Source organism: Paracoccus marcusii (assembly GCF_028621715.1).
Classification (GTDB): Bacteria; Pseudomonadota; Alphaproteobacteria; order Rhodobacterales; family Rhodobacteraceae; genus Paracoccus; species Paracoccus marcusii.
The window spans coordinates 776,886-795,397 of sequence record NZ_CP117466.1 but is presented as its reverse complement, the minus strand read 5'-3'; the positions used below and the strand labels follow the sequence as shown (position 1 = coordinate 795,397).

General features: G+C 68.0%; 18 protein-coding genes. 15 read left to right on the top strand and 3 right to left on the bottom strand.

Annotated elements, in window-relative coordinates:
* The first annotated feature begins 1 nt into the window (after position 1).
* From PRL19_RS03910 to PRL19_RS03880, 7 genes are all read left to right on the top strand, one after another.
* Entirely contained in the window at positions 2–802 is an 801-nt protein-coding gene (locus tag PRL19_RS03910; RefSeq protein ID WP_127897482.1) for a 3-deoxy-manno-octulosonate cytidylyltransferase, read from the top strand.
* A gap of 176 nt (positions 803–978) precedes the next feature.
* Positions 979–1,875 (top strand): UTP--glucose-1-phosphate uridylyltransferase, encoded by an 897-nt coding sequence (locus PRL19_RS03905; RefSeq protein WP_045982677.1) that lies wholly within the window; start codon positions 979–981, stop codon positions 1,873–1,875.
* Between the two features lie 3 nt (positions 1,876–1,878).
* Positions 1,879–2,865 (top strand): UDP-glucose 4-epimerase GalE, encoded by a 987-nt coding sequence (galE, locus tag PRL19_RS03900; protein ID WP_273743938.1) that lies wholly within the window; start codon positions 1,879–1,881, stop codon positions 2,863–2,865.
* Positions 2,862–3,884, top strand: a complete 1,023-nt coding sequence (locus tag PRL19_RS03895; RefSeq protein WP_273743937.1) for a glycosyltransferase family 2 protein — start codon at positions 2,862–2,864, stop codon at positions 3,882–3,884. Before galE ends, PRL19_RS03895 begins: the two co-directional genes overlap by 4 nt.
* Before the next feature lie 103 nt (positions 3,885–3,987).
* Positions 3,988–5,007: a glycosyltransferase family 2 protein gene (locus PRL19_RS03890; protein WP_273743936.1), complete on the top strand. Its 1,020-nt coding sequence runs from the start codon at positions 3,988–3,990 to the stop codon at positions 5,005–5,007.
* Complete coding sequence (locus tag PRL19_RS03885) at positions 5,004–6,707, top strand: DUF5927 domain-containing protein (RefSeq protein WP_139598670.1); 1,704 nt, start codon at positions 5,004–5,006, stop codon at positions 6,705–6,707. The genes PRL19_RS03890 and PRL19_RS03885 overlap by 4 nt, the downstream gene beginning before the upstream one ends.
* Entirely contained in the window at positions 6,704–8,095 is a 1,392-nt protein-coding gene (locus PRL19_RS03880) for a hypothetical protein (protein ID WP_273743935.1), read from the top strand. The genes PRL19_RS03885 and PRL19_RS03880 overlap by 4 nt, the downstream gene beginning before the upstream one ends.
* A 28-nt stretch (positions 8,096–8,123) precedes the next feature.
* On the opposite strand, the gene PRL19_RS03875 is transcribed toward PRL19_RS03880, so the two are convergent.
* A complete protein-coding gene (locus PRL19_RS03875) occupies positions 8,124–9,515 on the bottom strand; it encodes a phosphohexomutase domain-containing protein (RefSeq protein WP_273743934.1) in 1,392 nt (463 codons plus the stop codon).
* A 149-nt stretch (positions 9,516–9,664) separates the two neighbouring features.
* Here PRL19_RS03875 and PRL19_RS03870 point away from each other — a divergent pair, with 149 nt between their 5' ends.
* From PRL19_RS03870 to PRL19_RS03845, 6 genes are all read left to right on the top strand, one after another.
* A complete protein-coding gene (locus PRL19_RS03870) occupies positions 9,665–10,066 on the top strand; it encodes a ketosteroid isomerase-related protein (protein WP_273743933.1) in 402 nt (133 codons plus the stop codon).
* Positions 10,063–10,647 (top strand): GNAT family N-acetyltransferase, encoded by a 585-nt coding sequence (locus tag PRL19_RS03865; protein ID WP_273743932.1) that lies wholly within the window; start codon positions 10,063–10,065, stop codon positions 10,645–10,647. Before PRL19_RS03870 ends, PRL19_RS03865 begins: the two co-directional genes overlap by 4 nt.
* Positions 10,644–11,495: a carbon-nitrogen hydrolase family protein gene (locus PRL19_RS03860; protein ID WP_127897475.1), complete on the top strand. Its 852-nt coding sequence runs from the start codon at positions 10,644–10,646 to the stop codon at positions 11,493–11,495. Before PRL19_RS03865 ends, PRL19_RS03860 begins: the two co-directional genes overlap by 4 nt.
* Before the next feature lie 75 nt (positions 11,496–11,570).
* Positions 11,571–11,990 carry an alternative ribosome rescue aminoacyl-tRNA hydrolase ArfB gene (arfB, locus tag PRL19_RS03855; RefSeq protein WP_127897474.1) on the top strand — a complete coding sequence of 140 codons (420 nt, stop codon included), beginning with the start codon at positions 11,571–11,573 and terminating at the stop codon, positions 11,988–11,990.
* The gene (locus PRL19_RS03850; protein WP_045982667.1) at positions 11,987–12,442 is read left to right on the top strand and encodes an NUDIX hydrolase; all 456 of its coding nucleotides are present in this window, start codon (positions 11,987–11,989) and stop codon (positions 12,440–12,442) included. The genes arfB and PRL19_RS03850 overlap by 4 nt, the downstream gene beginning before the upstream one ends.
* A gap of 6 nt (positions 12,443–12,448) precedes the next feature.
* Positions 12,449–13,879, top strand: coding sequence for an inorganic phosphate transporter (locus tag PRL19_RS03845; protein WP_127897473.1), 1,431 nt, complete (start codon positions 12,449–12,451; stop codon positions 13,877–13,879).
* Here PRL19_RS03845 and pncB read toward each other — a convergent pair.
* Together pncB and pncA are read right to left on the bottom strand one after the other, a co-directional pair.
* A complete protein-coding gene (gene pncB, locus PRL19_RS03840) occupies positions 13,876–15,168 on the bottom strand; it encodes a nicotinate phosphoribosyltransferase (protein ID WP_046000433.1) in 1,293 nt (430 codons plus the stop codon). The genes PRL19_RS03845 and pncB overlap by 4 nt on opposite strands.
* Before the next feature lie 59 nt (positions 15,169–15,227).
* Positions 15,228–15,824 carry a bifunctional nicotinamidase/pyrazinamidase gene (gene pncA / locus PRL19_RS03835; protein ID WP_273743929.1) on the bottom strand — a complete coding sequence of 199 codons (597 nt, stop codon included), beginning with the start codon at positions 15,822–15,824 and terminating at the stop codon, positions 15,228–15,230.
* Positions 15,825–15,952: 128 nt separating this feature from the next.
* Between pncA and PRL19_RS03830 the strand changes: the two genes are divergently transcribed.
* A complete protein-coding gene (locus PRL19_RS03830) occupies positions 15,953–17,548 on the top strand; it encodes an SLC13 family permease (RefSeq protein ID WP_045982663.1) in 1,596 nt (531 codons plus the stop codon).
* A gap of 53 nt (positions 17,549–17,601) precedes the next feature.
* Positions 17,602–18,492 (top strand): oxygen-dependent tRNA uridine(34) hydroxylase TrhO, encoded by an 891-nt coding sequence (gene trhO, locus PRL19_RS03825; RefSeq protein WP_273743928.1) that lies wholly within the window; start codon positions 17,602–17,604, stop codon positions 18,490–18,492.
* Positions 18,493–18,512: the final 20 nt, after the last annotated feature.

Below are 18,512 nucleotides of genomic sequence, written 5' to 3'. Positions count from 1 at the left end.
CATGTCGGTCGTCATCGTCATTCCCGCCCGTTTCGCCTCGACCCGCTATCCGGGCAAGCCGCTGGTCGAACTGCGCGGCGCGGGGGGGCAGGCGCGCAGCCTGATCCGACGCAGCTGGGACGCGGCCGTCGGCGTGCGCGGGATCGACCGCGTTATCGTGGCCACCGATGACGACCGCATCCGCGACCACGCCCTGGCCTTCGGCGCGGAGGTGGCGATGACCAGCCCCGACTGCCGCAACGGCACCGAGCGCTGCGCCGAGGCGGTGGCGACCCTGGGCCTGACCCCCGAGATCGTGGTGAACCTGCAGGGCGACGCGCCGCTGACGCCTGCCTGGTTCGTTGAGGATCTGGTCGCCGGCCTGCGCGCCGATCCCGACGCGCAGGTGGCGACGCCTGTCCTGCGCTGCACCGGGGCGATGCGGGCCGACCTGATCGCCGACCGCCATGCGGGGCGCGTGGGCGGGACGACGGCGGTTTTCGGCCATGAGGGCCGTGCGCTGTACTTTTCCAAGGAGGTCATCCCCTTTGTTCCGGGTGACGTGGCCCCCGACGCGCCAAGCCCGGTCTTTCATCACGTGGGCGTCTATGCCTATCGCCCGGCGGCGCTGGCCGAATACGCCACCTGGCCCGAAGGCGCCCTGGAACGGCTGGAGGGACTGGAACAGCTGCGTTTTCTGGAACGCGGCCGCCATGTGCGCTGCGTCGAGGTCGAGGCACGCGGTCGGCAATTCTGGGAACTAAACAACCCTCAGGATGTTCCGCGTCTGGAGCAGATGATGCAGGACATGGCGATGATGTGATCGCCTGCCCCGCAGCGTTTGATCTTTGTGAATTTGCAGCGAATTCTCGACATTTGCTTGGCGACAAGCTGCCGAGAGCCTAACCTGCCCATTGAAGTCAATGTCGCTGCTGCACTAGGCATCGACGCCATTGCGGCGGGGACTGGTCCCGCCGAGCCATACAAAAGGTATCCGTCATGGGTCGCAAGGTTACAAAAGCCATCTTTCCGGTCGCCGGACTGGGAACACGATTCCTGCCCACCACCAAGAGCATCCCCAAGGAAATGCTGTCGCTGGTCGACAAGCCGCTGATTCAATACGCCATCGACGAGGCGCGCGCGGCAGGCATCAAGGAATTCATCTTCGTGACCTCGCGCGGCAAGGGCTCGCTTGAGGATTACTTCGACCACGCGCACGAGCTGGAATCCAGCCTGAAGAAGGCCGGCAAGACCGAGCTGCTGGAGATTCTGCGTGCGACGAACATGGATTCGGGCGCCATCGCCTATATCCGCCAGCACAAGGCCTTGGGCCTGGGCCATGCGGTCTGGTGCGCCCGTCGCCTGCTGTCGGATGACGAGCCCTTTGCGGTCGTGCTGACCGACGACGTCATCCAAGGCGAGCCCCCCTGCCTGCAGCAGATGATCGAGGCTTATGGCGAGACCGGCGGCAGCATGGTCGCCACGATGGAGGTCGCGCCCGAGAAGGCCAAGGCCTATGGCGTTCTGGACGTGGCCGAGGACATGGGTGCGATCGTGCGCGCCAAGGGCATGGTCGAAAAGCCCGCCACCGGCACGCAGCCGTCGAACCTGGCGGTGATCGGCCGCTATATCCTGGCGCCGACGGTCATGAAGAACCTCAACAAGCTGAAGCAGGGCGCCGGTGGCGAGATCCAGCTGACCGACGCCATCGCCGAGGAGATCCAGGCGGGCCGCGACGTGTTCGGCCTGCGCTTCCGCGGCCAGCGTTTCGATTGCGGTTCCAAGGCAGGCTTCCTGCAGGCGACCGTGGCCTTTGGCCTGGAGCGCGACGAGCTGAAGGACGAGTTCGCCGAGTACCTGCACGAGGTGATGTCCATGCGCCGGGCGGCCGAATAATCCATGTCGGATACGGTTCTGGTGACGGGCGGCGCGGGCTATATCGGCTCGCACGCCTGCAAGGCACTGGCGGCGGCGGGGTTCACCCCCGTCACGCTGGACAATTTCTCCACCGGCTGGCGCGATGCGGTCAAGTTCGGTCCGGTGGTCGAGGCCGACCTGATGGACCGTGCCGCCCTTGACGCGGCCTTCGCCGAACACCGGCCCGTGGCGGTGCTGCATTTCGCGGCCCTGTCCCAGGTCGGAGAGGCGATGGCCGAACCGGGCCGCTACTGGCGCAACAACGTCGTAGGGTCGCTGAACCTGATCGAGGCCGCAGTGGCCGCGGGCTGTCTGGATTTCGTCTTCAGTTCGACCTGCGCGACCTATGGTGACCGCGATGGCGAGATCCTGGACGAGGACACCCCGCAGGCGCCGCTCAATGCCTATGGCGCCTCCAAGCGCGCGATCGAGGACATGCTGACGGACTTCGGCGCGGCCCACGGCCTACGTTCTGTGATTTTCCGGTATTTCAACGTCGCGGGCGCCGATCCCGACGGGCAGGTCGGTGAATTCCACCGCCCCGAAACGCATCTGATCCCGCTGATCCTGGATGCGGTCGATGGCAAGCGCGCGGCGCTGACCATCCACGGCACTGACTATCCCACCGCCGATGGCACCTGCATCCGCGACTATGTTCATGTGATGGATCTGGTCGACGCGCATGTGAAGGGTCTGGAATGGCTGCGGGCGGGACGCGAAAGCCGGGTCTTCTGCCTGGGCACCGGCGACGGATTCTCGGTCCGCGAGGTGGTGGACGCGACGCGCTCGATCACCAACCGCGAAGTTCCGATGCTGGACGGCCCGCGCCGGGGCGGCGACGCGGTCAAGCTGGTCTGCGGCAGCACGCGTGCCAAGGCCGAACTGGGCTGGTCGCCCGACCGATCGACCATGCCCCAGATGATCGCGGATGCCTGGCGCTGGCATCAGACGGGCGATTACAGGCAGTGACACCGCGCGCGGCGTGGCAGGCCTATCGCCTGCGCTGGAAACGCCGCGAACTGATCTGGCGCGCCCTCAGGGCGCGCCATCTGCTGCAGCCGGTCGCCGACCGTACCGCCGCCATCCGCCCCGCCGACATTCTGGCCGTGACCACCCTGCGCAACGAGATCGCACACCTGCCGGGGTTTCTGGACCATTATCGCCGCTTGGGCGTCGCGCATTTCCTGATCATCGACAACGCCGGCACGGACGGGTCGGACCGGTTTCTGGCCGCCCAGCCCGACGTGTCGCTGTGGCGCTGCGACGCCAGCTATCGCGAGGCGCGGTTCGGGCTGGATTGGGCCGGCGCGCTGCTGTGGCGCTTCGGGCGGGGGCATTGGTGCGCGACCGTCGATGCCGATGAACTGCTGGTCTATCCCCATCACGATACCCGGCCGCTGCCCGATCTGACGGCCCATCTGGACCGGATCGGGCAGCCGGGGCTGGGGGCGGTGATGCTGGACCTGTATCCGTCGGGACCGCTGGGCACCGCCGACGCACCCCCGGAGGCGCCGCTGACACGGCGTCTGCCCTGGTTCGACGCGGGGCCATGGCGGTCCAGCCGGGCGATGCCGCGCCAAAACCTGTGGTTGCAGGGCGGTGTCCGCGACCGGGTGTTCTTTGCCGATGCCCCGCGACGCGCGCCCACGATGAACAAGCTGCCGCTGATGCGCTGGACCGGGCGGGCCGTCTATGTGAACTCGACCCATTCGATCCTGCCGCCCCGGCTGAACCTGATCTATGACGGGCCGGGCGATGCACGGCTGTCGGGCGCGCTTCTGCACGGCAAGTTCCTGCCCGACATCGTCGCCAAGTCGCATGAAGAACTGGGTCGGCGCCAGCATTTCGCGGACCCCGATGCCTATGCCGACTATCACCGCGCGGTTGCGGCCGGGCCGCGGCTGCACGGGCCGGAATCGGTGCGATTCACGGGGTGGCGGCAGCTTGTCGACCTTGGCCTGATTGGCACAGGCGACTGGCCGCGTTGACCAAAGCGCTGAATGGGCTTGCCAAAACGGGGTGTCCTGCACATTGCTAGGGCATGACGTCGCGCCGCACATCTTCTGCCGATCGCCGGTCCGCGTGATGCGCATGGGCCGGTTCCCGATCCCCGACCGCCTGCGGCGCAGGGCCGAACGGCAGTACCTGATCGCGCGCGCGTTCAACCGGCGGCGGGCCCTGCGGCCCGTGGTCAACCGCACTGCCCAGATCCGCAAGAACGACATCCTGGCCCTGGTGACGATGCGCAACGAACGGGTGCGGCTGCCGTTCTTTCTGAACTATTACCGCAACCTGGGCGTGAATCACTTTCTGTTCGTGAACAACAACAGCGACGACGGCAGCGGCAATTACCTGGCCGAACAGCCCGACGTGTCACTGTGGTGGACCAATGCCGGCTACAAGCGGTCGCGGTTCGGGATGGACTGGATCAACCGGCTTCTGGCGAAGTACGGCCACGGGCATTGGTGCCTGACCGTCGATCCGGACGAGTTCCTGATCTATCCGCATTGCGATTCGCGCCCGCTGCCCGCCCTGACCGACTGGCTGGAGGCCTCGGGGCGGCGCAGCTTTCCGGCCATGCTGCTGGACATGTACCCCCGCGGCCATATCGAGGACGAACCTTATGCCGAGGGGACGGACCCGTTCACCATCGCCCGATGGTTCGATCCGGCGAACTATACGATCAGCAAGAACCCCTATTACGGCAATCTGTGGATCCAGGGCGGTCCGCGCACGCGCAAGTTCTTCACTGCCGAACCCCTGTCCGGCCCGGCGCTGAACAAGACCCCGCTGGTCAGGTGGGACTGGCGCTATGCCTATGTCAGTTCGACCCACATGCTGCTGCCCCGCCATCTGAACATGGTCTATGACGAGGCCGGCGGAGAGATGGCATCGGGCTGCCTGCTGCACGCCAAGTTCCTGTCCACCTTCGCCGACAAGTCCGCCGAGGAGCTGGACCGTCGCCAGCATTATGCCAACAGCAAGGAATACAAGGCGTATCACGCCGGGCTGCGCGGCGGCACCGACCTGTGGTGCAGCGAATCGCGCGAATACGCCGACTGGCGCCAGCTGGAGGATCTGGGGCTGATCTCCCGGGGGAACTGGGCATGACGGGCCCGGTGGAGGTGCGCCGTGTCAGGCTGGGGGTGGTGCTTCTGTGCCATGCGCGCCTGGACGTGGCGGCCCACATGGCGCGGATCTGGGTCCAGGGCGGCGCTCGGGTGGCGATCCATGTCGATGCCAAGGCCTCGGCCCGGTCGGTGGCGCGGATGCAGGTCGAACTGTCCGACCTTCCCGGCATCGTCTGGTCGCGGCGCCACACCTGCGACTGGGGCCGCTTCAGCCTGGTGCGCGCCACCCAGGATGCGGCGCGGCTGCTGCTGGACAGCTTCTCCGACGTCACCCATGTCTATCTGGCATCCGGGGCCTGCCTTCCGCTGCGCCCGGTGCGTGACCTGACGGCGTTCCTGGCGCAGGACCCCGACCGCGACCATATCGAAAGCGTCAGCGCGCTGGACGTCGGCTGGACCGTTGGCGGGCTGAACGAGGAACGCTTTACCCTGTTCTATCCGCTGGACTGGCGCAGGCGGCGCTGGCTGTTCGACCGCCTGACCGAGTGGCAGCGCCGTCTGGGCATCCGCCGCAGGCTGCCCAAGGGGCTGACCCCGCATCTGGGCGCGCAATGGTGGTGCCTGACGGTGACGACGCTGCGCGCGATCCTGGACGATCCGCGCCGGGCCGAGTTCGACCGCTATTTCCGCATGGTCTGGATCCCGGACGAAAGCTATTTCCAGACGCTGGCGCGGCGCCACGCGACCCGCATCGAAAGCCATTCGCTGACCCTGGCCAAGTTCGACCACGACGGCAGGCCCTATCAGCTGTACGACGACCACGCCCTGATGCTGGAGGAGTCGCGCTGCTTCGTGGCGCGTAAGGTCTGGCCCGAAGCCGCGCATCTTCTGGCGCATTTCCCGCGTCCGGCCGGTGCCCGCCCCGATCTGTCCGCGCCCCAGCCCCAACGGATCGAACGCCTGATCAACCGGACGGTCCGCCGCCGCCTGCTGGGGCGGCCCGGCCTCTACATGCAGTCGCGCTTTCCGCGCAAGGATGCCGAGAACGGCAAGACATCGGCCCCCTATGCGATGTTCCAGGGCTTTTCCGACATCTTTCCCGGCTTCGAGGGGTGGCTGTCCGCGCAGGTCGACGCCGATGTCCACGGCCACCTGCTGGGGCCCGAGACGGTGGAATTCGGCGGCCGCCCGCAGATCGGCCCGGGGGCGATCTCGTCCAGCACGCTGATCCGCGACCGCGACCCGCATGGGTTCCTGACCGCGCTGATCCGCATCACCACGCGGATGCAAGTGTTCCAGTTCAGCCCGCGCGACAACCAGGCGCTGAACTGGTTCATCGCCACGGACCCGAACGCCCATATCCATGTGGTCACCGGGGCCTGGATGCTGCCGCTGCTGCGATCGGACATGCCCTTCGACGACATCCGCCGGGTCACGGCCCTGCTGCAGCGGGCCGAGATCGCGCAGATGGACGTGCTGAATTCGGTCTGGGTCAAGGCGCGCGTGCATGTCCATGAACTGTCCGACTTCCTGGCCCGCCCCCAGGAGATGCTGTTCCAGTCCCTGGCCCAGCTGCCGCGCCTGGCGGACGCGCCCACCGACATGCCGCAGATGCGCGACCTGCACGGGCTGCCCGAGCTGCTGCGGCGGCTGCGCAATTCCGGCCTGCGTCCGCGCATGTTCGGCGACGGCCTGCCCATGCCGGACATTCCCCTTCCCGAAAGGACCGCCGCCGAATGACCGTTCCGTTCCGCCGCTTCGTCATCTTCGCCGAGATGCGCACGGGCTCGAACCTGCTGGAGGCGACGCTGAACGCGCTGCGGGGCGTCACCTGCTTTGGCGAGGCGTTCAACCCCTACATGATGGGCTGGCCCGACAAGGACGAATTGCAGGGCGTCACCCGCGCCCAGCGCGAGGCCGACCCGATGGTCCTGCTGGACAGGCTGTTCGACCGGCCCGGCCATCTGCCGGGCTTCCGCTATTTCCACGATCACGATCCGCGGGTCTTCGACGCGATCATGCATGACCCCGAATGCGCCAAGATCGTGCTGACCCGCAACCCGCTGGACAGCTATGTCTCGACCCAGCTTGCGCGCGAGACGAACCAGTGGAAGCTGAACGAGACGGAGACTCCGATCCCCGCCGCGATCACCTATGACGGGCCAGAGTTCCGCGACACCATCGCGGCTGTCGAGCGGTTTCAGCTGCGCGTGATGCACCGGTTGCAGGTGACCGGGCAGACCGCCTTCTGGCTGGGATACGAGGACCTGCGCGACCCCGAGGTGATGACCGGCCTGGTCCACTGGCTGGGCCGCACCGACATCGCACGGGTCGAACCCGCCAGCGACCAGGTGCCCCAGAACCCTCGCGAACTGGCCGACAAGGTCCGCAATTTCGACGAGATGCAGGCGGACCTGGCGCAGATCGACCCGTTCATGTTGCGCCGCATCCCGAATTTCGAACCGCGTCGTGGCCCCTCCGTGCCCAGCTTTTCCGCGGTCGAGGCGGGGCAGGGGCTGATCTTCATGCCAGTCCGCTGCGGGCCGGGGGATGCGGTGCGCGACTGGATGGCGACACTGGGCGCGGTGTCGGGCGATTTCACCCAGACCAGCCTGCGCCAGTGGAAACGCCAGCATCCCGGCCATCGCAGCTTTGCGGTGCTGCGCCACCCGCTGCACCGGGCCTGGACGGCGTTCCGGCAGCTGCTGACCGACAGCCGCCCCGAACTGCGTCAGCTGATGCGCGACGTCCATCGCGTGGCGCTGCCGCCGGACGCGGCATTGGCGGGGTTTGATCGTCAGGCGCAGCTGGAGCTGTTCGCACAGTTCCTGGCCTTCCTGAAACGCAACCTGAACGGCCAGACCACGCTGCCCACCCATGCCGGTTGGGCCAGCCAGTCCGAGGTGATCGCCGGGTTCAGCCGCGTGGCCAGCCCCGACATGCTGATCCGCGAGGACCGCATCGCCGACGAACTGCCCACGCTGGCCCGCGCGGCAGGGATCGACGACGCACGCCTGGCGGGGCTGAAGGTTCAGCCGATGCCCGATTTCCTGCGCGACAAGGCCCTGCTGCAGGCCGCGCGTCAGGCGTACCTGCGCGACTACATCGCCTTCGGGTTTTCGGACTAGGGCGCGGGCCTTTCGGCCCGCCTGCCCGTCACGCCTTCAGCAGCGCCGCCAGTTCGGCCTGCTTTTCGCGCACCAGCGCCGCGTCGCCGTCGGATTCGACGTTCAGGCGCACCACCGGTTCGGTGTTCGACTTGCGCAGGTTGAACCGCCACTTGCCAAAGTTCAGCGAAACCCCGTCCAGGTCGTCCCGGCTGTCGGCCTGCGGCTCGTAGGTTTCGATCAGGCGCGCGATGGCCGCATCCGGGTCCGAGATGGTGTAGTTCGTCTCTCCGGACGACGGATACAGGCGCATCCGCTCTTCCAGCATCTCGGCCAGGGTCATGCCCTTGCGCGACAGCAGTTCGATCATCAGCAGCCACGGGATCATGCCGCTGTCGCAATAGTAGAAGTCGCGGAAATAGTGATGCGCCGACATCTCTCCGCCATAGATCGCGCTGACATCGCGCATCTTGCGCTTGATGAAGGCATGGCCGGTCTTGGACACCACGGCTTCGCCGCCGGCCTCTTCGATCATGGCACGGGTGTTCATGATCACGCGGGGGTCATGGACGATCTTCTCGCCGGGCGACTTCTCCAGGAATGCCGCGCCCAGCAGGCCCACGATGTATTCCCCGGGAATGAAGCGCCCGTTCTCGTCGAAGAAGAAGCAGCGGTCGAAATCGCCGTCCCAGGCCACGCCCAGGTCGGCCTTTTCTTCCTTCATCCGCGCGACGGTGGGGGGCTGGTTCTCGTCCAGCAGAGGGTTGGGGATGCCGTTGGGAAAGCTGCTGTCGACGTTGTGGTGCATCCGCACGAAGGTCAGCGGCGCGCCCCGACGCTCCAGCTCCTCGGCGATCGCGTCGAAGGTAGGGCCCGCGGTGCCGTTGCCGGCATTCACCACGATCTTCATCGGGCGCAGCGCGGCCACATCGACGAAATCGGCCATGCGCGATGCGTATTCGGCGCGGGCATGGCTGAAATCAGTGACGCTGCCCTTGGTGGTGGTGGGGGCGAATTCGCCGTTGGTGGCCAGATCGACGATGGGCGGCAGTTCGGTCGCCGGGTCCAGCGGCGCCGAGCCGCGACCCACGATCTTCATGCCGTTGTAGTTGATCGGATTGTGCGAGGCCGTGACCTCGATGCCGCCATCGGTGTCCTGGTTGCCGGTGTGGAAATACACCTCCTCGGTGCCGGCCAGGCCCAGGTCCAGCACGTCGGCGCCGCCGTCGGTCAGGCCCTCGATCAGCGCCGCGGCCAGTTCGGGCGAGGATTCGCGGCTGTCGCGACCCACGACGACGCGCTTGGCGCCGCGCGCCTGCGCAAAGGCGCGACCGATGCGATAGGCGACGTCCGCATCCAGGTTCTTGCCCAGCTCTCCGCGCACGTCATACGCCTTGAAGCAGGTGATCTCGCGCTTGCCCAGCTGATCGCGATTGTCCATGAAGTCCTCCGGTTCCTGTTTGCATCAGCGCTAACAGGTTCAAACCGTTTTTCAAGGCCGCCGGGGCCGGATTGGTTCCCTCGGACCTTGGGATCAGGTGACGGCGCGCGTTCGGCACGCTAGCCTTGCGCAAAAGCAAGGAGACCCCGATGGATGCCAAGGCCCTGATCGCCGCCTATTACGACGCCTTCAACGCGGGGCGCACCGACGACATGCTGGCGCTGCTGCATGACGACGTCGAGCACCACGTGAACGAGGGCAAGATCCGCCGCGGCCGCGCGCTGTTCGCGGAATTCAACGCCCACATGACCGAAAGCTATCGGGAAAACCTGACCGACATGGTCATCATGGCCAACGAGGCGGGCGACCGCGCGGCGGCGGAATTCGTCGTGAACGGGGCCTATCTGAAGACCGATCCCGGCCTGCCCGAGGCCCGCGGCCAGACCTATCGCCTGCCTGCGGGCGCGTTCTTCACCATCCGCGACGGCCGCATCGCGCGGGTGACCACCTATTACAACCTGGCCGACTGGATGGCCCAGGTCGGCGCATGAGCGTCGCGGTCCGCGTCCTGACCGGCGATGCGCTGGCCGAGGCGCTGCCCGACGTGGCGCGCCTGCGCATCGACGTGTTCCGCGACTGGCCATACCTGTATGACGGCGATGCCGATTACGAACGCGACTATCTGCGCGCCTACCAGTCGCCCGGCGCAGTCGTGGTCGCCGCGATGGACGGGGACCGGATCGTGGGGGCGGCCACGGGCGCGCCGATGTCGGATCACGCCGCCGATTTCGGCGCGGCACTCGCGGATCGTCCCGAACCGCTGTCCGACATCTTCTATTGTGCCGAATCGGTGCTGCTGCGGGCCTATCGCGGGCACGGGCTGGGCCATGCATTCTTCGACGCGCGCGAGGATCACGCCCGCGCCCTGGGCGCACGCTGGTCAGCCTTTTGCAGCGTGATCCGTCCCGCGGATCACCCGATGCGTCCGGCCGAGTACTGGCCGCTGGATGCGTTCTGGCGCAAGCGCGGCTATGCGCCCCTGCCGGGCGTCGTTGCGCAGTTCGCCTGGAAGGACTTGGGCCAGGCCACCGAGACCGAAAAGACCCTGCAATTCTGGATGAAACCGCTGTGAAGATCGCCGCCGCCGCCTATCCGATCGACTGGTTCGACAGCTTCGACGCCTATGCCGCCAAGCTGGCACGGTGGGTCTCGGATGCTGATGCCGATCTGTTGGTCTTCCCCGAATACGGCGCGATGGAGCTGGCATCCCTGTCCGGGCGCGCGGTCGCCGGCGATCTGGAGGCCAGCCTGCATGCCGTGGCGGCGCTGGACCCGCAAGTCCGGGCGCTGCATGCGGACCTTGCGGCGCGGCACGGCTGTCACATCCTGGGCGCGTCGGGGCCGGCCTTCGACGGCGCGCGCCCGGTCAACCGTGCGGTGCTGTATGGCCCCGACGGGGTGATCGGCCACCAGGACAAGCAGATCATGACCCGGTTCGAACGCGAGGAATGGCATGTCACCGGCGCGCCCGGCCTGCGGATCTTCGACACGACCTTGGGACGGATCGGCATCCTCATCTGCTATGACAGCGAGTTTCCGTTGCTGGGACGGGTACTGGCGCAGGCCGGGGCGCAGCTCCTGCTGGTGCCCAGCTGCACCGACACGGTCGCGGGGTTCAGCCGGGTGCGCATCGGCGCGATGGCCCGCGCGCTGGAAAGCCAGTGCGTCGTGGTCCAGGCGCCTACCGTCGGCCCCTGCGACTGGATGCCCGCGCTGGACGAGAACCGGGGCCGCGCCGCGATCTATGGCCCGCCCGACGGTTTCTGGCCCGAGACCGGGATCATCGCCGAAGGAGAGATGGACGCACCGGGATGGGTGCGCGCGACCGTCGATCTGTCCCGCGTCGATGTCAGCCGCAGGGACGGCGCGGTCCTGCCCTTCGCGCATTGGCCGGAACAGGAACCCTGTCGCCTGATCTGAGGACAGCCGGAATTTACACTGTATTAACCGGTTTGCGCTTTAACTGACCCCGGATCGCGCCATATCCTGAAGGTCATGCTGCATGTCACCGAAACCATCGCCATCCAGGAATGGGAACTGTCCGAACAGTTCACCCGGTCTCAGGGACCGGGCGGGCAGAACGTGAACAAGGTCGAGACCGCGGTCGAGCTGCGGTTCGAGGCCGCGACATCCCCCAGCCTGACCGACCCGGTCAAGCGGCGGCTGCAGCGGCTGGCCGGGCGGCGCTGGACGCAGGACGGGGCCGTCCTGATCCTGTCCCAGGAAACCCGCAGCCAGGCCCGAAACCGTGAACTGGCCCGCGAACGGCTGGCCGACCTGATCCGCCAGGCCCTGGTCGCGCCCAAGCGCCGCATCGCCACCCGCCCCACCCTGGGCAGCCAGCGCCGCCGCCTGAAGGCCAAGTCGGTGCGCGGAGAGGTCAAGTCCCTGCGCGGCAAGGTGGAGGACGAATGAGCGTCTGGCGCAGGACCCTCGATCTGCTGCTGGGGCGGCGGCCGGTGCTGATGCAGGTCGGCGCGATCTGCCGCGACCCGGCCAGCGGCAACGTCCTGCTGATCACCAGCCGCGACACGGGCCGTTGGGTCATTCCCAAGGGCTGGCCGATGGAGGGGCGCACCCTTCCCGGCGCCGCAGCCCAGGAGGCCTGGGAGGAGGCCGGCGTGCGCGGGCGCATCCGCCCGGCCGAACTGGGCCGCTTCCGGTACAGAAAGCAGCAGGACCAGGGCTATGCCGTCCCGGTCGAGATGCGTGTCTATCTGCTGTCCGTAGACAGCGTGTCCGACCGGTTTCCCGAGGACCGGCAGCGCAAGCGTCGCTGGTTCGCCCCGGTCGAGGCCGCCCGCATGGTGGTCGAACCGGGGCTCAAGCAGATCCTGGCCGGTCTGGACCGCCCCGATGCCGCCTGAGCCGGCATGACGCACCGCCCCGGCTTTCGCGCGCTGGACAAGGATCTGGGCCGCATCGGCCATGCCGAGGTCGCGCAGATGCATGCCTTCCGCCCCGTCTGGCGGCTGGGGCTGGCGGTGCTGGCGCTGGTGGGCGGGTTGCTGATGGTCATGGCGCTGTCGGGTGCCGCGCCCGGCATGCTGGCCATCGGGGCGGGGCTGGTGGTCGCGGCCTGGCTGGGCGTGGCGATCGGGGCGAACGACGTCGCGAACTCACTGGGTCCGGCGGTCGGGGCGGGGGCCATCGGACTGCTGCCCGGGCTGGCGCTGGTCGCCGTCGCGGGCGTGGCGGGGGCGGTGCTGGCCGGGGGCGCGGTGTCGGCCCGTCTGGCGGGCGGCATCGTCCAGCTGGCACCCCTGGCCGAGGGCGGGCGCGCCCCGATGATGATGGTCGCCGCGCTGATCGGGGCGGCGGTCTGGATCACCCTGGCCACGGGCATCGGCCTGCCGGTCAGCACGTCGCATTCCATCGTGGGTGGCATCGCGGGGGCGGGAGCGGTGGCCCTGGGCCTGTCGGCGGTGGCTTGGGGGACGCTGGCGATCATCGCATCTGTCTGGATGGTGACGCCGGTGGTGGCGGGGGGCTTGGCCGGCGGTCTGCTGATCCTGCTGCGCCTGAAGGTGGTCGAGGCGCCGGACCGCGCCGGGGCGGCGCTTTTGTGGCTGCCGCTGCTGGTCGGCCTGATGGCGGCGCTGTTTTCGGCCTATGTCGTGGTGCTGCTGGACCTGGGACCACTGGCCGCCTGTGCGGCGGCCGCGCCGACCGGGGCGGGCGCGCTGTGGCTGACGCGGCGCAGCGTGCTGCGCGAACTGGCGCGCCATCCGCGTAAACCAAGCACCAAGTCTCTGCTGCGCCCCGCGCTGGTGATGTCCGTGCTGATCCTGGGCTTTGCCCATGGCGCCAACGACGTGGGCAACATCGCGGGACCGCTGTCGGTGGTCCTGCGCGGACAGGGGATGTCGACCGCGATCGGCGTGGTCCCGGTGCTGGTGCTGGCGGGCGGAGGGCTTGCCATCGCCACCGGCACGCTGCTGTTCGGGCGCCGCCTGGTCCACATGGTGGGCAGCGGCATCACCAAGCTGAACGCGGGGCGCGCCTTCTGCGTGTCGCTGGCCACCGCCGTGACGGTGCTGGGCGCATCGGCCCTGGGCCTGCCGGTATCGACCACCCATGTGGCGGTCGGCGGCATCTTCGGCGTGGGCTTTGCGCGCGAATGGCTGGACCGCCGCCGCGGCAGCCGGTCCGAGGCCCTGCCCGCGGACGAGACGCGCCGCCGCATCCTGGTGCGGCGCAGCCATGTCGTGACCATCACCGCCGCCTGGCTGGTAACGCTGCCGATCACGGCATCGCTTGGGGCGCTGGCCTGTCTGCTGGTGCTGTGGGTGACCGGGGTCTAGACCGTGACCGACAGCGCCTGCTGGACGCCCACCCCGAAGACGCGCTTGTAGCGTTCGATCTCGGCCGCGGGACCGGTGGCCTTGGCGGGGTTGTCCGACAGCTTGACGGTCGGGCGCCCATCGGCCGCCACCGCCTTGCAGACCAGGCTGAAGGGCGCCAGCCCGTCCCCCGGCACCAGCCCGCGAAAATCGTTCGTCAGCAGCGTGCCCCAGCCAAAGCTGACCTTGACGCGCCCATGGAACTGACGGTGCAGGGCCAGGATCTTGTCCACGTCCAGCCCGTCGGAAAAGATGATCAGCTTGCCGCGCGGGTCCTCTCCGCGCGACTGCCACCAGCGGATCGCGGTCTCGGCGCCCGTGGCCGGGTCGCCGCTGTCGATGCGGATGCCGGTCCAGCCCGCCAGCCAGTCCGGCGCGCCCGCCAGGAACCCTTCGGTGCCGTAGGTGTCAGGCAGGATGATGCGCAGGTTGCCGTCATGCTCCTCGTGCCAATCGGCCAGCACGTCATACGGCGCCTGGCGCAGGGCCGCGTCGCCATCGGCCAGGGCCGCGCGCACCATGGGCAGTTCATGCGCGTTGGTGCCGATCGCCTCGATGTCGCGGCGCTGCGCGATCAGGCAGTTCGAGGTGCCGGTGAAGCGGTCGCCCAACCCCTCGATCATCGCCTGCACGGCCCAGTCCTGCCACAGGAAGCTGTGCCGCCGGCGGGTGCCAAAATCGGCGATGCGCAGGTCGGGCAGGGCGCGCATGGCCTGGATCTTCTCCCACAGGCGGGTCATGGCGCGGGCATAGAGGACCTGCAGCTCGAACCGGCCCATGTCCTTCAGGACCGCGCGGGACCGCAGCTCCATCAGGATCGACAAAGCCGGGATCTCCCACAGCATCACCTGGGGCCAGGGGCCCTCGAAGGTCAGCTCGTACTGGCCGTCGCGCTTGTCCAGGTGATAGGCGGGCAAGCGCAGCCCCTCCAGGAACTCCATGAAGTCGGGGCGAAACATCTGCCGCTTGCCATAGAAGGTATTGCCGCGCAGCCAGGTGCTCTCTCCGCGGGTCAGGGACAGCGACCGCACATGGTCCAGCTGCTCGCGCAGCTCGCCCTCGTCGATCAGGTCGGCCAGGCGCACGTCCTTGCTGCGGTTGATCAGACTGAAGGTGACGGTGGTGTCCGGGCTGTTGCGGAACACCGACTGGCACATCAGCAGCTTGTAGAAATCGGTGTCGATCAGCGACCGGACGATCGGGTCGATCTTCCATTTGTGATTGTAGACCCGCGTGGCGATATCGGCCATGACGCTGTTTCCTTGACCATTTCGCCCTTGGTGCCTTGATCCGCGCGGGGGCGCAACCCTCAGGCCAGCGTGACGCCCGCCTGGCGCATCGCCGCGCGCGCGGCGGCCAGGCTGCCATCCAGGTCGATCGCACGGCACGCATCCTCCGCCACGCGGGCGGCAAAGCCCAGGCGGGCGGCGTCCATCGCGCTCCACGCGACGCAGAAATCATGGGCCAGCCCGACAAGGGTCAGGTCGGTGATGCCGCGGTCGCGCAGATAGCCGGCAAGACCGGTGGCGGTCGTGCGGTCGTTCTCGAAGAACGCGGAATAGCTGTCGATGCCGGCGCGGAACCCCTTGCGCAGCACCAGATCGGCCCGGTCCACCTGCAGGTCGGGGTGGAACTCCGCCCCCGGCGTGCCGATCATGCAATGGGCGGGCCACAGCACCTGCGGGCCATAGGGCATCTGCGTCATCGAAAAGGCGGCGGCGCCCGGGTGGTTGTCGGCAAAGCTGGCATGGTCGGCCGGATGCCAGTCCTGCGTCAGGATCACCGCGTCGAAATCGGCCATCATCGCGTTGATCGGCGCCACGATCTGGTCGCCCCCCGCCACGGCAAGCCGGCCGCCGGGGCAGAAGTCGCGCTGCATGTCGATCACGATCAGGGCCTGGGTCATCCGGTCCGCCTTGGCTTCGGTCCGGCGCCACTAGACCGCCGGGCGGGGCCGGTCGTCAAGGGTGGTCGCGGACCCAGTTTTACCATACCCTGACCGCAAGAAGATGTCGCACGAAAAGGGAGGACACGATGGGGATACAGGACGATCTGCACCACCCCGGTGAATATGACGAGAACGAGGTCCCGACCCGCTCTGCGCAGATGATCTGGGTGCTGCGGGCGCTTGGGGTGGTGATGGCCGGCATCGTCTGGCTGCTGCTGGGCGGACAGGAGGGGCTGTCCGAGGATGCACGCATCGTCGCCGCCGTCGGCACGCTGATGGCCATCTGGTGGATGACCGAGGCGATCCCGCTGTCGGCCACCGCGCTTCTGCCGATCGTGCTGATCCCGGCGCTGACGGAAACGACCGTCGGCCAGGCGACGCAGCCCTATGCGTCGTCGATCGTGTTCCTGTTCCTGGGCGGCTTCCTGATCGCCATCGCGATGGAGAAATGGCACCTGCACACGCGCATCGCGCTGCTGACGCTGCGCAAGGTGGGTGTGGCGCCCCGGCGGATCGTCCTGGGCATGATGCTGGCAACCGGCTTTCTGTCGATGTGGGTGTCCAACACCGCCACCACGCTGATGATGCTGCCCATCGGCCTGTCCGTGCTGTCCCTGGTGGTCGAACGCGGATCGCGCCAAGACGGCGCCGCGGCCGAGGATGCGATGAAGGCCGGCGGCACCATCACCGACGTCGTCAAGGACCCCAACATCAGCGCTTTCGGCGTCTGCCTGGTGCTGTCGATCGCCTGGGCCGCGTCGATGGGGGGCTTGGGCACGCTGCTGGGCAGCCCGCCCAATGCCATCGTCGCGGGCTATGCCTCGGACGAGCTGGGCCGCAACATCGGCTTTCTGGAATGGATGGTCCTGGGCACGCCGCTGGCCTTCATCTTCATCTTCATCGCCTGGTTCCTGATGACCCGCGTCCTGTACCGGTTCGACCTGCCCGAGATCCCCGGCGGCAAGCAGATGATCGAGGATCAGGTCCGCGATCTGGGCGCGCTCAGCCAGGGAGAGAAGATGGTCCTGGCCGTGTTCCTGGGCGCGGCGTTCCTGTGGATCGTGCCGGGCCTTCTGACCTCGATCCCGGCGATCGAGGCCGCGGCACCCTGGCTGGGCAACCTGGACGACACGGCCATCGCCATCGGCGCGGGCCTGGCCATGTTCCTGCTGCCCGGCAAGGGCCGCGACAAGATGGTCCTGGACTGGAAGGATGCCGAGGCCGGGCTGCCCTGGGGCGTCCTTCTGCTGTTCGGCGGCGGGCTGTCGCTGGCCTCCGCCGTGGCGTCGTCCGGGCTGGACAGCTGGTTCGGCCAGCAGGTCACAGGCCTGGGCTCGCTGCCGACGATCCTGCTGGTCGCGGCCGTGGTCACGATCATCCTCTTCCTGACCGAGATCACGTCGAACACCGCCACCGCCGCAACCTTCATCCCGATCCTGGGCGGTGTCGCCTTGGGCATCGGGGCCGATGCGATGACACTGCTGATCCCCGCGGCGCTGGCCGCGACCTGCGCCTTCATGCTGCCGGTGGGCACGCCGCCCAACGCCATCGTGTTCGGCACCGGGACCGTTACCATCGCCCAGATGGCCAAAGGCGGGTTCGTGCTGAACGTCGTGGGCATCCTGCTGATCACCGGCCTGACCTATCTGCTGGGCGGCCTGGCCCTGGGCCTGACCTTCTAGGGTCTGCGTTCTGATCTTGCGCCAAGGGGCGTGGCCGCGATAAGGCCACGCCCATGCTGCCCAAAACCCCCCTCACCGTCGCCGCACTCTATCACTTTGCCCGCCTGGCCGATCCGGCGGCCCGGCAGGGACCGTTGCTGGACCTGTGCCGCGCGCAAGGCCTGTGCGGCACGCTGCTGCTGGCGCCCGAGGGCGTGAATGGCACCATCGCAGGCCCGCGCGCGGGCATCCTGGCGGTCCTGGACCACATCCGCGGCTGGCCCGGTTTCGCGGGTCTGGACTGGAAGGAGAGCGCCGCCGACGCACCCCCCTTCGCCCGCATGAAGGTCCGGCTCAAGGCCGAGATCGTGACCATGGGCCAGCCCGACATGGACCCGGCCACCACCACCGGCCATTACGTGGCACCGCGCGACTGGAACGCGCTGATCGCCGCGCCCGACGTGGCCGTGATCGACACCCGCAACGATTACGAGGTCCAGATCGGCACCTTTCAGGGCGCCGTCGACCCCGGCACGAAAAGCTTTCGCGATTTTCCGGCCTGGTGGACCGACAACGCGCATCGATTCCAGGGCAAGCGGATCGCGATGTTCTGCACCGGCGGCATCCGCTGCGAGAAGTCGACCAACTACCTGATCTCGCAAGGCGTCGATCAGGTCTATCACCTGCAGGGCGGCATCCTGAAATACCTGGAGGACGTCCCCCAAAAGGACAGCACCTGGCAGGGCGAATGCTTCGTCTTCGACCAGCGGGTCAGCCTGACGCATGGGCTGGCGCAGGGGCGGCACGGTCTGTGCCATGCCTGCCGCCGCCCCCTGGCACCCGAGGACCGCGCCCGCCCTGAATTTGAGGATGGCGTCAGCTGCCACCGCTGCGCCGACGAATACTCCGACGCCGACCGCGCCCGGTTCCGGGAGCGGCAGCGCCAGTTCGACCGCGACGCCTGAACGTCTCCTTTGCCCAAATA